This window comes from Kordia aestuariivivens, assembly GCF_014397005.1.
GTDB classification, from domain to species: domain Bacteria; phylum Bacteroidota; class Bacteroidia; order Flavobacteriales; family Flavobacteriaceae; genus Kordia; species Kordia aestuariivivens.
On sequence record NZ_JACGWS010000011.1, the window covers coordinates 30,186 to 45,464 of the forward strand.

Annotated in this window: 15 protein-coding genes; 11 read left to right on the top strand and 4 right to left on the bottom strand. The window is 33.9% G+C overall.

Annotated features, from left to right (window positions below):
* The first annotated feature begins 71 nt into the window (after window positions 1–71).
* From H2O64_RS16935 to dnaN, 6 genes are all read left to right on the top strand, one after another.
* Window positions 72–905, top strand: a complete 834-nt coding sequence (locus H2O64_RS16935) for an SAM hydrolase/SAM-dependent halogenase family protein (protein ID WP_187563401.1) — start codon at window positions 72–74, stop codon at window positions 903–905.
* A gap of 1 nt (window position 906) precedes the next feature.
* Window positions 907–1,203: a putative quinol monooxygenase gene (locus H2O64_RS16940; protein WP_187563402.1), complete on the top strand. Its 297-nt coding sequence runs from the start codon at window positions 907–909 to the stop codon at window positions 1,201–1,203.
* Between the two features lie 54 nt (window positions 1,204–1,257).
* Window positions 1,258–2,073, top strand: coding sequence for a class I SAM-dependent methyltransferase (locus H2O64_RS16945; RefSeq protein ID WP_187563403.1), 816 nt, complete (start codon window positions 1,258–1,260; stop codon window positions 2,071–2,073).
* Window positions 2,074–2,799 (top strand): gliding motility-associated ABC transporter permease subunit GldF, encoded by a 726-nt coding sequence (gldF, locus tag H2O64_RS16950; protein WP_187563404.1) that lies wholly within the window; start codon window positions 2,074–2,076, stop codon window positions 2,797–2,799.
* Between the two features lie 2 nt (window positions 2,800–2,801).
* Window positions 2,802–4,460 carry a gliding motility-associated ABC transporter substrate-binding protein GldG gene (gldG, locus tag H2O64_RS16955; RefSeq protein ID WP_187563405.1) on the top strand — a complete coding sequence of 553 codons (1,659 nt, stop codon included), beginning with the start codon at window positions 2,802–2,804 and terminating at the stop codon, window positions 4,458–4,460.
* Between the two features lie 153 nt (window positions 4,461–4,613).
* Window positions 4,614–5,732, top strand: coding sequence for a DNA polymerase III subunit beta (gene dnaN, locus H2O64_RS16960; protein ID WP_187563406.1), 1,119 nt, complete (start codon window positions 4,614–4,616; stop codon window positions 5,730–5,732).
* Window positions 5,733–6,023: 291 nt separating this feature from the next.
* On the opposite strand, the gene H2O64_RS16965 is transcribed toward dnaN, so the two are convergent.
* From H2O64_RS16965 to H2O64_RS16975, 3 genes are all read right to left on the bottom strand, one after another.
* Window positions 6,024–6,362 (bottom strand): DUF4870 domain-containing protein, encoded by a 339-nt coding sequence (locus H2O64_RS16965; RefSeq protein WP_187563407.1) that lies wholly within the window; start codon window positions 6,360–6,362, stop codon window positions 6,024–6,026.
* A 332-nt stretch (window positions 6,363–6,694) separates the two neighbouring features.
* The gene (argE, locus tag H2O64_RS16970) at window positions 6,695–7,840 is read right to left on the bottom strand and encodes an acetylornithine deacetylase (protein WP_187563408.1); all 1,146 of its coding nucleotides are present in this window, start codon (window positions 7,838–7,840) and stop codon (window positions 6,695–6,697) included.
* 2 nt (window positions 7,841–7,842) lie between these two features.
* Complete coding sequence (locus H2O64_RS16975; RefSeq protein WP_187563409.1) at window positions 7,843–9,246, bottom strand: YfcC family protein; 1,404 nt, start codon at window positions 9,244–9,246, stop codon at window positions 7,843–7,845.
* Window positions 9,247–9,430: 184 nt separating this feature from the next.
* Here H2O64_RS16975 and H2O64_RS24240 point away from each other — a divergent pair, with 184 nt between their 5' ends.
* The 5 genes from H2O64_RS24240 to H2O64_RS16995 all read left to right on the top strand — a co-directional run bounded on the left by H2O64_RS24240 (window position 9,431) and on the right by H2O64_RS16995 (window position 13,276).
* Window positions 9,431–9,562: a hypothetical protein gene (locus H2O64_RS24240; protein ID WP_262890650.1), complete on the top strand. Its 132-nt coding sequence runs from the start codon at window positions 9,431–9,433 to the stop codon at window positions 9,560–9,562.
* A 155-nt stretch (window positions 9,563–9,717) separates the two neighbouring features.
* Window positions 9,718–10,905, top strand: coding sequence for an alpha/beta hydrolase-fold protein (locus tag H2O64_RS16980; protein ID WP_187563410.1), 1,188 nt, complete (start codon window positions 9,718–9,720; stop codon window positions 10,903–10,905).
* A 177-nt stretch (window positions 10,906–11,082) separates the two neighbouring features.
* Window positions 11,083–11,253 carry a hypothetical protein gene (locus H2O64_RS16985; RefSeq protein WP_187563411.1) on the top strand — a complete coding sequence of 57 codons (171 nt, stop codon included), beginning with the start codon at window positions 11,083–11,085 and terminating at the stop codon, window positions 11,251–11,253.
* A complete protein-coding gene (locus H2O64_RS16990) occupies window positions 11,210–11,518 on the top strand; it encodes a hypothetical protein (protein ID WP_187563412.1) in 309 nt (102 codons plus the stop codon). Before H2O64_RS16985 ends, H2O64_RS16990 begins: the two co-directional genes overlap by 44 nt.
* Window positions 11,519–11,794: 276 nt before the next feature.
* Window positions 11,795–13,276 carry an aminotransferase class V-fold PLP-dependent enzyme gene (locus H2O64_RS16995; protein ID WP_187563413.1) on the top strand — a complete coding sequence of 494 codons (1,482 nt, stop codon included), beginning with the start codon at window positions 11,795–11,797 and terminating at the stop codon, window positions 13,274–13,276.
* Window positions 13,277–13,958: 682 nt separating this feature from the next.
* On the opposite strand, the gene H2O64_RS17000 is transcribed toward H2O64_RS16995, so the two are convergent.
* Entirely contained in the window at window positions 13,959–15,128 is a 1,170-nt protein-coding gene (locus H2O64_RS17000; RefSeq protein ID WP_187563414.1) for an alpha/beta hydrolase-fold protein, read from the bottom strand.
* Between the last annotated feature and the right edge of the window lie 151 nt (window positions 15,129–15,279).

Sequence of the window (15,279 nt, forward strand, 5' to 3'; positions counted from 1 at the left end):
TTTTTAGATTTGCATAACAAACTTACCATTTTTTAATATATTAAGTTTAAAAAAATATCAACAATTCGCCAATGGCAATTATAACACTGACAACAGATTTTGGGGAGAAAGACCATTTTGTGGGCGCAGTTAAAGGAGCTATTTATAGTGAACTGAATGATATTCGCATTGTTGATATCTCTCACAGTGTGAATCCTTTTAACATTACAGAAGCTGCTTATATCATACAAAATGCCTTTAATAGTTTCCCAAAAGGAAGCATTCATATTATCGGAATTGACTCTGAGTTAAACCCAGAAAACAAACATATTGCGGTAAAATTGGACGGTCATTTTTTTGTTTGTGCTAATAATGGCATCATGAGTTTGATTGCTTCTGAAATTGTTCCTGAAAAGATTGTTGAAATTAATATTCACGATCGCATCGAAACAAATTTCCCTGTATTAGACGTGTTTGTTAAGGTTGCATGTCATATTGCGCGTGGCGGAACGTTGGAAGTTATTGGGAAAACAATTCAAGAAATAAAACATCTAACCGACATTAAACCTGTGATTAATGCTGAAGAATCCCAGATTATTGGAAATGTGATTTATATTGACAATTACGGAAATGTTGTGACAAATATTACACGAAAAATATTTAAAGACGTTGGAAAAGGGCGCGAGTTTGAAATTTCAGCGCGTAATTATAAATTTAAAAAGATTCACGATCGGTATAGCGATAGCATCAATTTTACGGTAGAGCGTCACAAACGCGAAGAAGATGGTAAAAAATTAGCGCTGTTTAATTCTGCTGACTTTTTAGAATTAGCGATTTATAAAAGTAATCCGCAAACCGTGGGTAGCGCTTCTACCCTATTTGGCTTGCGATTTAGAGATACCATAACCATTAATTTTATAGCATAATATGTTTGTACGCATTGTAAAAATGAGTTTTCATTCGGAACACATTCCTGAATTTTTGGCTATGTTTGATGAAAAGAAGGATTCAATAAAAAATAGAGAAGGTTGTGAATTTTTAGAGTTGTATCAAGATAAAACAAATCCTGAAATATTCTTTACATATAGTCACTGGAAACATGTTGATAATTTAGAAGCGTATCGCAATTCAGAATTGTTTAAGAATGTTTGGAAACAAACCAAAGCGATGTTTAACGACAAACCACAAGCGTGGAGCGTTGACAAATTAGTGAGTTTATCCTAATAATAATACTAGAATCCATAACAAAACGTTACACACTATTAGAGTTACACATATATGCTGAGATCAATATACTATAGCTTATCGCCCAAACAACGACTATTACTGAGACGCATAGTGTATTTTCCTATTGATCTTTTTAGAAAACGTCACGAACTCGAACCGCCAAAAGGATACATTTATACAGGTCCTGGAAATTATATTGAAATTGGCGAAACGTTTTTTGAGTATTTCAAAACCTACGGAAACATTCAACCCAACAGTCGTATTTTAGATATTGGTTCAGGAATCGGTCGGATGGCAATTCCGTTTACCACATTTTTAAACGAGCAAGGAAGCTACAAAGGCTTTGATGTGGTGGCACAAGGTGTTGATTGGTGTTCGGCGAATATTACATCAAAATATCCAAACTTTACCTTTATACATACACCGTTAAAAAACGATTTATACAACTTAAATACGTCCGAAGAAGCTAAAAATTTTATATTTCCTTATGAGGATGAGACGTTTGATTTTGCTTTCTTAACCTCTGTGTTTACACACATGATGCCGAACGATGTTTTGCATTATTTAAGCGAAATTAACAGAGTATTAGCTACGGATAAAATATGTTTGGCAACGTTTTTTATTTTAGATGAAACGTCTAAAGAATTAATGCAATCTAGCACGATGAACTTTAGCGTAAATCGCGGAACGTATTCACTGATGGATGAAAAAGTAAAAGAAGCCAATGTCGCTTTTGATAAAGACTATATTTTTGCACACTTTGAAGCTAAAGGCTTTGAAGTTGCCAACTATTTTCCGGGGACTTGGTCTGGAAGAACTGAAAATACTTTATCATACCAAGATATAATTATATTAAAAAAGAACTAAATGTTAGCCATACTTAGAAAAGAAATCAATTCCTTTTTCTCCTCATCCATAGGATATTTGGTGATTGCTATATTTTTAATTCTTAACGGATTATTCTTATGGTTTTTTAAAAGTGAATTTAATATTTTCAATTACGGATTTGCAGATTTAACACCGTTTTTCACCTTAGCGCCTTGGATATTCATCTTTTTAATTCCTGCCATTACCATGCGAAGCTTTTCGGAAGAAAAACGCTTGGGAACGCTTGAATTGTTATTGACAAAACCAATTTCAGGTTGGCATATTGTCCTTGGAAAATATTTTGGTGCGTTTGTGTTAATTCTCATTGCGCTAATTCCGACCTTATTATATGTATACACCGTTTGGATTTTAGGAAACCCAGAAGGAAACTTAGATGTTGGAAGTACGCTTGGCTCCTACTTTGGACTATTGTTCTTAATTGCTGCGTATACAAGTATTGGCGTATTTACATCAACGCTTTCGCAGAATCAAATTGTGGCGTTTATTGCGGCAGTTTTTATCTGTTTCTTACTTTATTTTGGGTTTGAAGGAATTGCCAATGCGGATGTTTTTGGAGATTTTAATAACACCATTGAAAAAATAGGAATGAAAGCACATTTCGACAGCATTGCGCGCGGTGTGATTGATACACGCGATGTGATTTACTTTTTGAGTGTCACTATTTTCTTTTTATTTCTAACCGTATTACAATTAAAAAAACGATAAGCTTGAAAAAAGAACTCAACACGCCCGTTAAAATACTGTTCGTCCTTATCGGATTGATCGTCTTGAATGTGATTGCAAGCAGCGTATTTACACGTTTTGACTTAACACAAGACAAACGCTATACCTTATCAGAAGCTTCCAAAAACACCATTTCAGAAGTAAATGCTCCAATTGTAATTACCGTATTTTTAAAAGGTGATTTGCCTTCAAATTATAAACGTTTGGCTACGGAAACCGAACAGTTATTAGTAGAGTTTTCAGCCTATAATTCCAATGTAAAATATAGTTTTGTTGATCCGATTGAAGAAAATGCAGAAGAATTCCTGAATACAAACGGAATGCCTCCAACTTACATTACGGAAGAAGCTACCAATAAAATATCGCGCGAAAGCGTGTATCCGTGGGCAATTGCCAATTATGGAAACAAAAATGTAAAAGTAGCTTTGTACAAGAATAATCTGGCGAGTTCGGATGATGAAAAAATTGCAGGTTCGGTACAACATTTAGAGTATGCTTTCGCGGATGCGTTTACAAAATTAACCATCATAGAAAAGCAAACGATTGCTATTTTGAAAGGAAATGGCGAATTGGACGATGTGTATATTGCTAGTTTTTTGCAAACACTGAAAGAATATTATAAAATTGCACCGTTTGATTTGAGTGCGTTTCCAGATAATCCAGAAAAGTCATTAGAAAATTTAAAGCGTTTTGATTTAGCCATCGTTCCAAAACCTACAAAAGCGTTTTCGGATGAAGAAAAATACATTTTAGATCAGTATACACTCAATGGTGGAAAATCTGTGTGGCTTATTGAAAATGTATTGGCCGAAATGGACAGTTTGTACAGCGGAAATGGCAATAGCTTAGCTTTTCCAAGAGATTTACGCCTGAACGATTTCTTCTTTCAATACGGCGTTCGGATCAATCCAAAGTTGGTCAATGATATGCAATGCGCGCCTATTATGATGGCAGTTGGCGAAGGAAACAATACACAGTTTTTACCAATTCAATGGCGCTACAATCCATTGGTGAAACCATCTGGAAAACATCCAATTACAAATAATACCAACTTGGTACGATTTGAATTTGCAAACCAGATTGACACCTTAAAAAGTAGCACAAAAAAGACGATTCTTTTGAAAAGTTCGGCTGAATCAAAGTTAGAAGGCGTTCCAAAACCGATTTCTCTTTCTGTGATTGAAAACGAACCAAAATTAGAAGAATATCAAGGAAAAGGCAATCAAAATTTAGCTGTTTTATTGGAAGGAACTTTTGAATCTGTGTATAAAAATAGAGTGAAACCATTTGAACTTTCAGACCCTAAGAATACAGGTACATCTAAAATGTTGGTCATTGCCGATGGTGATGTGATAAAGAATCAAGTTACGCGCGGAAGACCACAAGATTTAGGCTTTGATATTGCTACTAAACGTCAATATGGGAACAAAGAATTTCTATTAAATTCGGTAAATTACCTGCTAGACAACAACGGACTTATAAACATTCGATCTAAAGAATTAAAGTTAGCATTTTTAAATACGGAAAAAGTAATTGCAGAGAAATCGTACTGGCAAATGATAAACATTGGCTTTCCGCTTGTGATACTCGCTATTTTTGGGTTTGTATTTACCTACTTACGCAAGCGCAAGTTTGCGAAATAGTTGTTAATAAGTTTCCTTTCTTTACAACTACATTTGAGATATATTTGTAAGCATATAACAATGTGATTCTTCACACATAAATTTACAGCTAAAAAAGCTATGTAATTTAGTTCGAAAGAATTATTTTTGAACATTAAAACAGAACATAAACAGATGAAATTTATTGTATCAAGCACCTATTTATTAAAGCAGCTTCAAGTTTTAGGAGGCGTAATTAATAATAGCAATACCTTACCTATTTTAGATAATTTTCTTTTTGAACTGAATAATAACGAACTTACCGTATCGGCTTCTGACTTAGAAACGACGATGTCTTCAAAATTAAACGTAGAATCGGATAGTGAAGGAAGTGTTGCAGTGCCAGCAAAGTTATTATTAGATACTTTAAAGACGTTTCCAGAGCAACCATTAACGTTTGTTGTGGAAGAGAATAATACGGTTGAAATTAGCTCTAATCACGGTAAATACGCGTTGGCGTATGCTGATGGCGCTGAATTTCCGAAAGCAGTTGAGTTAAAAGACCCAAGTTCCACAACAATTATGGGACATGTGTTAGCAACTGCGATTAGCAAAACTATTTTTGCTTCTGGAAATGATGATTTACGCCCAGTAATGAGTGGTGTCTTTTTCCAGTTTTCACAAGATAGTTTAACGTTTGTAGCTACAGATGCGCACAAATTGGTAAAGTATCAACGTAATGACTTAAAAGCGTCACAGGTTGCAGAATTTATCATGCCAAAGAAACCATTGACTTTGTTGAAAGGAATTTTAGGCGGAAGCGAAGACGAAGTTGTGATTGAATACAACGATAGCAATGCAAAATTCACGTTTGATAATACGATCTTAATTTGTCGTTTGATTGATGGAAAGTATCCAAACTACGAAGCGGTAATTCCGAAAGAGAATCCAAATAAATTAGAAATCAATAGAAATCAATTTTTAAACTCTGTACGTCGTGTTAGTATTTTCTCTAACAAAACTACACACCAAATTCGTTTGAAAATTGCTGGAGCTGAATTGAATATTTCTGCGGAAGATATTGATTACTCTAACAAAGCAGAAGAGCGTTTGACATGTGATTACCAAGGTGATGATATGCAAATCGGATTCAACTCACGTTTCTTAACAGAGATGTTGAATAACTTAACTTCTGATGATGTTTCGTTAGAAATGTCGTTACCAAACAGAGCCGGAATTTTAACACCAATTGATGGTTTGGAAGAAGGCGAACACATTACAATGTTGGTAATGCCTGTGATGTTGAATAACTAATTTTAGGTATTTGGTCTTGGGTCGCTTCGCTTTTAGGTGTTGGCTTAGAATCTTATGATATTTGAAAATATTTTTTATATAGTAAAAGCCGTTGTACGATTTGTATAACGGCTTTTACATTTTTCTATTTTGTCTTTCCTGCGAAGGCAGGAATCTATTTTTAGTTTGTTTGTCGGAATATCTTTATATGAAACTGAATCGAGTTCAGTTTGACCAAAACTCCAACATATCTAAAAGTCTAGTAATCTAAGAGATTCCCGTCTACGCGGAAACAAGTCTAAGAAGTCCAATTTACAATAACTTAAACGACATTGGATAATAAGGCTCTTCTCCATTACTAGCTTTGATTGCATTTACAATTGGCATCACAAAAGATAATATTGCGACTGCTAATAATAATAGTAAACCTAATCCGAAAGCAAATATTAATGGAATACTAATGATTGCATATATAATCATGCTTAGTTGAAAGTTTACAATTTGTTTTCCTTGTTCGTCCATTTCGTCAACTTCATTTTTATTAGTTGCCCAAAGAATTAAGGGAACGATTAAGCTTCCAAAACCTATGACAAAAGTTGATAATTGACTTAAATGTGTGATGACGATTAATTGATTGTCTTTTCTTCTCATGATGCTGTGTTTTATTGATTGATAGCTATGTGACGGAGAAAATTATATTTTGTTACACTTTTATTTTTTGATTTATCAAATAACTATCTGGAGAAGGCACTACTTTTTGTATCAAAACAGTTAACTTAATATGAGTTGGACGTAAGAAATTATCATTGTAATTGCGAAGCGCAATAAAATCAACATTTTTCACTTCGAGCGCAGTCGAGAAGCCAAAGAAAATGTTTGTTTATATTGAATCTCGACTGCGCTCGATTTGACATTTTTATTAAAATTATAAAAAGCTAAAAATCAAAACTATAGTATAGTTGTTAACTTATATCGAACACAAATTAGCTCAATTCTTTAACCAATTTTTCTAATATTTCAACACAACTGTCCAATTGTTCTTGCGTTACAAATTCATTCGCACGATGCGCTTGTTCTATACTCCCAGGACCGCAAATAATACTTTCGTATCCAGCTTCATGAAATTGTCCAGCTTCCGCAGCATAGGCAACTGTTTTCCAGCTATGATTTCCTGTCAACTTTTGCACTAATCCAACAATGCTATCCGTTTCTTTAGTATCTAATGCTGGCACAGGCGGATGCACCAATGTATTGGTTATTTTAAATCCAGTATATTTTTTACGAATTGCTGTTTCTCTTTCTGCACAGAATGCATAATAATCTTCAAATAGCTGGTGAATATCATCTTTTGGAATCACACGAATGTCCCATTCAAAACAGCAATAATCTGCTACGATGTTAGTAGCTACACCACCATTAATTTGTCCTACGTGAACGGTGGAATGTGGCGGATCAAAACGATCATCTGAAGAAACAGTAGCAATTGTTTTCATTTTATTTTCCAACCACACTATTAACCGTGTACTTTCATGAATAGCACTTATTTCTTTGTGAATTCCACTGCTGTGTCCTGCAGATCCGTTTACTTCTGTTTTCACATAACAAACTCCTTTTTTACCAATTACAGGTTCTAATAAACTTGGTTCACCTATAATAGCATATTTTGGAGTTTCCTCGTATGTAGTTTTAATATGTGCTATTAAATCTGGTGCAGCTAAGCATCCTATTTCTTCATCATAACTAAAAGCAAAATAGATAGGTGTTTTTAAGTCAGCCTTTATCATAGCTGGTAAAACTGCTAAACAACACGCCACAAAACCTTTCATATCACAACTTCCGCGCGCGAACAGTTTGCCATTCTTCTCAGTTAAGGTAAAAGGATCTGTATCCCAAGTTTGCCCTTTTACTGGCACAACATCCGTATGTCCTGAAAGAATCGTTCCGCCATCAACAGCAGGACCTATTCTACAGTGTAGCGAAGCTTTTGTATTTTCTTCATTTGGAACAAGTGTCGTGGAGATTCCATGAGATTCTATATACTCTTTAATCCAATGAATTATAGTCAGATTACTTTCGCCTCCTAAAACAGGAAAACTTACCAATTTACTTAATATAGTAGTTGCGTTCATAGTTAATTATAGCCTGTTAATACTGCTATTACGAGTGTGATTGCTGAAAAAATAAAGATCATTATTGCCACCGGAAATATAAATCGAAACCAACGATCGATAGGTACACGACACATGCTAAGCATCGCGATTAATCCGCCAAGTGTTGGGTTGATTAAGTTAGAAACTCCATCTCCAACTTGAAATGCTAAAATAGTTGTTTGGCGTGTTAATCCGATCACTTCTCCTGACGGAATCATAACTGGTAATGTTGCCAATGCTTGCCCACTTCCAGAAGGAATAAAAAAGTTAATTAGACTTTGTGATATTGCCATACCGACAGCAGAAACATATAATGGTAAATCTTTTAATAATTCTGATAGATGAAATGAAATCGTATCGCTAATATGTCCCATTTCTAATAATACTTTTATCGTTGTTGCAAACCCTACCATAAAAGCGCCTGGTGCTACATACGATACTGATTTTAATAAGGTCTCACTAAACGTATCAGCATTCATTCTTCCAATAATTCCTGCAGCAATCGCTACCATTAAAAATATAGCAGAAATTTCATTAAGGTACCATTTTAGATTAAAAACACCGTATAAAATTGCACTCAAACCTAGTATAAATACAAAAATCACCAGCCAATTATTCATTGATATTGTATATTCTTTGATAGGTTTTGAAAGTGAAATACCATCTATATTCAACCCTTTTGCAAGGCTTTTTTCGGGGTTCTTCGTAATTTTCTTTAAGTATCTCACATTGTAAAAAGCTAAGAAACTAAGTGAACTTATACATAAGATACTTCTTAACAAAGCACCTGAAAATAAAGGAAGTTCTGCAATTTTGTGTCCAACACCAACCGTATAAGGATTTATAGGTGACAGTCCAAATCCAATAGTGATGGCTCCAACCGAAATTCCCGCAGCTAATATTAAATCGCCACCAAGTGCCAATGCAACAACAGCAGCAATAGGAACCATAGCGATGTTGTGTTCGTACCCGACAAAAACACCAAGTGCTCCATAAATAAAGGTCATAATGACTACGGCAAGGTATTTCTTTTCCTGTCCAAGTTTTTTCACAAATGATCCAACCGCATTTTCAATAGCTTTCGTACGTTCCATGATACCAAACATAATTCCTCCAGCAAAAACTACAAACATGACTTCAATGGCTGCTTTAAAACCTAAAGGAATGGCTTTAAACATGTCTAAAAAACCTATCGGTGTGTTTGGAATAGTTCTGAATGAATTTGGAATCACACGATTGCGACCGTCAATTAGCATCCGCTTAAACTCTCCAGCAGGAATGATATACGTAAGGAGTGTTACAAAAACTATAATTAGAAATACGATGACTACAGCATGAGGAATATGTTCATACCATTTTTTCCTGTTCTTTAAAGTTGCATTCAATGGTTAGCTATGTTTGAAAATAAATGAAAGCGTAATGTACTCAAAAACTCAACTATTTTTGATTTTTCAGGGAAATAAAATGATGGTTACTATAATTACTAGCGTTCAAATGTTAATTACGGTCTTACCGTAAGCAATTCCTAATTTGTTTTTATACTTTTTATGTAACCAAAAACTTTATATCATGTTAAAAAACATTTCAAATCTTGATGGTGTTAAGACACTAAACAAAAAAGAACAAACAGAAATTAACGGAGGTATTGTCTGCGCTTGTATTTATTGGGATGCTTCCAAAGGATGGTGGGCATGTTGCTAATGTTTTCACTAATTAAGTTTATAACATTTTAAAACTACTGATTCGTTTTTGAACGTATGTCAGTAGTTTTTTTATTCTACTCAATCTTTATAACTTCAATGCAAAACATTATTTGCGATAAAATGCTAACTTAAGCAGCATATAAACATTAACAAATGAAAAAAATAACCATCCTCTACTTTTTATGTCTCTGTCTTTATACTGTGAATGGACAACATAGTAATGATATTGTTGCAAAAATTGACAGCATAAATTCCAAGATATTAAACGAAGAACGAAAACTATTGATACATGTTCCAAAAGGAAGTTCTAATAAAACGTATCCTGTTGTTTATGTTTTAGATGGAGATTCACATTTTCATTCGGTGGTTGCTTTGATACAGCAATTGGGTCCTGAAAATCGAAATACGATGTGCCCTGAAATGATTGTCGTTGGAATTCCGAATACGCATAGAAATAGAGATTTAAGTCTCACAAAAGGAGAACTTCCTGATTCAGGTGGCGGCGCTAATTTTATGTCATTTATAGAAAAGGAACTCTTTCCACATATAGATTCAAAGTATCCAACAAAACCATATCGCGTATTTATTGGACATTCACTTGGAGGACTTACCGTTATGAATACTTTAGTACATACGCCTGATTTATTCAATGCCTATGTTGCAATTGATCCATCAATGTGGTGGAATGAAAAGAATTTACTCAATCAGATTAAGAATACACCATTCAATGAAAAGTATGCCAACAAAACACTGTTTTTAGCCATTGCAAATACAATGAGCAAAGATATGAATATCGTAAGCGTCCAAAAAGACACCACTGCTACCACAAGACATATTCGCGCTATTTTAGAACTAGATTCTTATTTTAAAAAAGACACTCAAAAGAAATTATCTTATAAAGGAACCTATTACGAAGATGATAATCATGGTTCTGTTCCTTTAATTGCTGAGTATGATGCCTTGCGCTATATTTTCGAGTTTTATAGATTTAGGCTAAAGAGTGAAGATTACTCAAACCCTGAAATTGATGTTTTAGTGAAAGTTCAGAAGTACTATAAAAGACTTTCAAAAGGGTTTGGAATAGACATGAAACCAGATCAACTCTATATGAATGACATCGGTTTTACGCTATTAGAAAATAAACAGTTTAAAAAAGCAGCACAAGCTTTTGAATTGAATATAAAAAATCATCCTGAAAGTTTTGGTGTGTATGATTCCATGGGAGATTTTTATGTAGCGATTGGGAATACAAAAAAAGCGATTGAAAATTATAAAAAAGCAGTTTCATTAAATATAGATTCATACGCTAAGTATAAATTAGAAGAATTAGAAAAGGAGTAATTTGTTTGCTCACGAAAGCTTCTTGCACAGCTACGAGAACGTATCAAACGCATCGGAAAGCTTCTTCCACAGCTGCGAAGATTCTTCTTAAATGGTATTTTTTATATATTCAGTCAAAAACATAGTGTTGCTTTGCTCCTACTGAAAAAATAAAAGCTATGCTTACGCTAGGCGAATATGAGTTGGATCATAATTTTAGTCGCGCCGAATACCATTGGGTTGGCTAAAACAGCAACTACGGTAGACTTTACAGATGCAACTGACCAAATTACCTACGGAAGCAATGCACAAACGATTTTTTGGAATGCAAACCGATATTGTTGGTATGCGGACAGGAAATGCAAATGAAGATGTAATAATTCAATACTCTGGAGTCAATCCTGATACGCCAGACATTCTATCAACAGTACTAAATGATGCTAAAAACTTCTTAAACTTTCCAACCTATGTGGTAAGTGGCTATAATGCTAATGATGTAAACATGGATGGAAACACACAATACTCAGGAACAAGCCCTGATACGCCTTTCATTCTTCAAAATGTATTGGCGCATCTAGGAAATTTTCTAAATTTTAGTACGTATCAAATTATAGAACAATTGCCAGAAAACTAAATACACAAACGCCATCTTTAATTAGATGGCACTTTCTTATGCTCCAAACGAAAGCTTCCTGCACAGCTACGAGGCCATTTCGGAACTTGCCGAAAGCTTCAACGTTTTGTTTATTTCACGTATAAACGCTGTACAATTCACGTAGTATCCGCAATAGCAGTTTCCGTAGTTATGGTCTGTTTTAGTGATTGATTTCAACCCAAATTTGTATTTCAAGTAGAAGGTGGAATCTGAAAAACCTAAAACGAGTAAGAAACACAATTAAATTGTAGAACGATGAATAGTGCAATACAAAACGAAATGCTTCAGCTTATAAAAACGCTGGAAGAAAAATCATTAATTACCAATGAACAATACCAATTCCTAAAGCAAGATTTTGAACCAACTTTTAATCTCAATGAATCTGTCAATTGGTTAAAGGTTCGCGAATTATTTTTTAACCCTGGTGTTAAGCCTGAGTTTGAAGTTGAACCCATGAATTCTGCAAACTTGTGTCCCACGTTTGTTCCTGTATTAAATAAAATTAATAAGCTACGTTTTCAATTCAATGCCGATATTTCCATGCAATCAAGGCAACAACGGTATGGAATAATTTTAGAAGCGATAAGGAATGTAATTGCATTGCACGTTGGTGCTGTGTCTAAACCAGATATTAAAAACATTGCGCTGGTTCGCAATACGAGTGAAGCCAACAATCAACTTTCAAAAGGATATAAACTTTGGGAAGGCAATACGGTGCTGCTATGGGATGAAAATCATCCAACAAATAATAATGTCTGGAAATTGAGAGAAACCGAAACGAAAAAAGTGAAAACATTTTCACTCAATACGGTAGACTTCATTAATTGGACAGACGAACAAATTGTAAAAGAAATCTGTGACATTATTATTGAAACAATTAAAAATATACCTGGAAAAACAGTAATGCTAAGTTTTTCTGAAGTATCTAATATTTCAGGGATTTGTATGCCTTCAAAAGAGATCGTAGAAAGAGTACGTGCTGCATATCCTGAAATTCATATTCACATTGACGGCGCTGTAAGTTGGGGCGGTTTAGAGATCAATCTTATAGAAAAAAATAACGTTAAAGGCATAGGTTGCGACAGTTTTGCTTCCAGTTCACACAAATGGTTAATGGGACCATTTGAAACTGGTATTTTTTATATGAAACCTGAACTAGCCAAAAATTTCGATATTAGTATTCATGCGTATGATGGTAAAATTGGCTTTAAAGATGAATTGCCAAAAGACACATCGCGATTTGAATTACTTGGACAAAGAGATGAAGCCAATATATATGCGCTTGGAGAAACCATTGCAGAGCACAATAAAATAAATAAAGGGGACCCAAAATGCATTGAGAAAAGAGTCAAATTTCTTCAAAAAGATTTAAGAAGAAAATTAAACCTTATGGCACAAGAGTTGGGTGTAAAAATCGAATACACCACACCTACTTCTGAAAAGTTATCAAATGGCGTGACAATTTTTAACATTGTTGTACCGAGAAGAACCATAAACCATCAAGATTTATACAATTACTTATATGGGAAAAAAGGAGAGCAAAATAGATTTGCCGTAGGGTATATTCCTGAAAGAACAACTGTTAGCCCATGTCCAGAAAGTCTTAGAATCTGTCCTCATATCATGAATTTACCAAATCAAATTTCAGCAATAGTGATAAAGATCGCTACTTTTATTCGTCAAGGTCATAATATCACTCCCGAAAAATTAGAAGCATTAACGGTTATAGAAGCATAGTTTTAAACTAAAAATATATAGTTTGCCTAAGTACACAAACGCCATTTCTTATCAGATGGCGTTTTTTATGCTTCATCTTTATATAATTCTTTACACAAAAGCCACTCATGGATCTACTGTTTATTTTTTCTTTTTCCTTCTTTTCTTCATAACTACAGTTTTTCTAGTTCCTCATTTTAAATAATTTGAGGTTCTAACTATTTTTTTTAGGTTCCATAACCTTTAATTTGGTTATGTTATTAATTTTAAAATCATTTAATCATGAAAAAAAGAAACTTTAAATCTTTAAGTCTCAATAAAAGGTCTATTTCTAAAGTAAATAGCGAAAGAGTAAAAGGTGGTATTACTACTAATACTTCTCGACAGTGTGATACTCTTTGGAAAACTAGATAATAGAATGTAGAGTGCGAACTTCGGTTCGCATTTCTTTTTCCTTTTGTTTTCATAACAACTGTTATTTTGTTATTCATTTTATCAATTGAACATTCCTTTTCTTTCAATTAAGGCTTTACCATAAGTGGTTTATAATTTGTTATTTATATTTTTCTATTCTAAGTTAAAATTATATAACATAAAAAAAGAATCTTAAATCGTTGTCGTAATATACTTCGTAAATAACACTGCTATACTGCGGAAAAGAAGAAAATCACTATTGGTTTTTATATTGAACTAAGGTTATTTATTAGTTCTTCTTTAAGCTCTCTACCTTCATTTTAGCATGTTCATTATCAGGATAAAGTGCAAGTGATTTTTTGTAGTTTTCGATTGCTTTTTTCTTATCTCCTAATGCCTCGTATGCTTCTCCCAAGCTATCATACGCATTAAATGAATTTGGGAAGTTTTTGGTATTCAAAATGAAGAATACCAATGCCTTGGATGTATCACTTTTATTTCTGCTTCGTAACATTCTATACCCTATTCGGTTCACAAGAGACTCAGGTGGATTAAAATCCCAAGATAACCGTTGAGAAATAGATTGAAAATGTTGAGTTAACAGCTCTTTGCTTTCTACATCACGATAGGAAATTCCATAACCTTCAAAAATTGCAGAGATTCCATTATGAAAGGCAATAATTGGAACCGAGCCATGGTTTTCATTTTCAAAGTATTCCAATTTTGCGGGAAACTCACCTTCACATTTACTATTTAATGCCTCATACAACCGTACATGGCGATCACGATTTCTAATGTTTCTTTTGTTCCAATTTGCAGTAGCTATGTAGATGAATCTTTTAAATGATTGCGTTGTCATGGCAGCTAACTTTTTGTCCATGATTTCTGCATCCCAGGTTCCAAGGCTTGGATCAACGGCAATAAATGAATTGAAAAGTGTCTTTTCCTTCATATAGGTATGCGTAGCCAACAAACCGCCTAAAGAATGTCCAAAAAGTATTCGATAAGGAGCTGTTCTATACTTCTGATCCAACTCAGGAATAAGTTCATCTTCTAAAAAGCTTAGAAATCTTTCTCCACCGCCAGAATCATTCTTTCGCCTTGTAATAATTTTGTCAGGTGTAAAGTCTCTGCGTCTGTTAACATTTTGAATAGCGACTACAATCATTTCCGGAATTTTCCTGTTTCCATTGTATCCAGAACTCATATAGTTTACCATACCTGTAATAGACTTAAAATGTGAATTTCCATCAAGTACAATAAGCACTGGATATGTTTTATAAGATGATTGTTCGTTGCTGTAAGATTCAGGAAGGCTTACCCAATATTCTCTATCTTCATTCAAGATATTTGAATTGAGAATATGTTTCGTACCCATTACAATTTGCTCGTCATTTTGTGACTTTACTTGATTCATTCCAATTAGGAAAAATAATACTACAATGATTTCCCTACTCATTCTGTTGATTTTCATATAATTGGTAATGTGTTCATGTATGGTTTACCTTGATTCGAACTAAATTAGTAAAAGAAAAGCTTCCTTTCATACTATAAAACGGTTTTCTTCTTTTTCGTGATTTTACAAGGTACCATTTTAAGCATCATAAAAA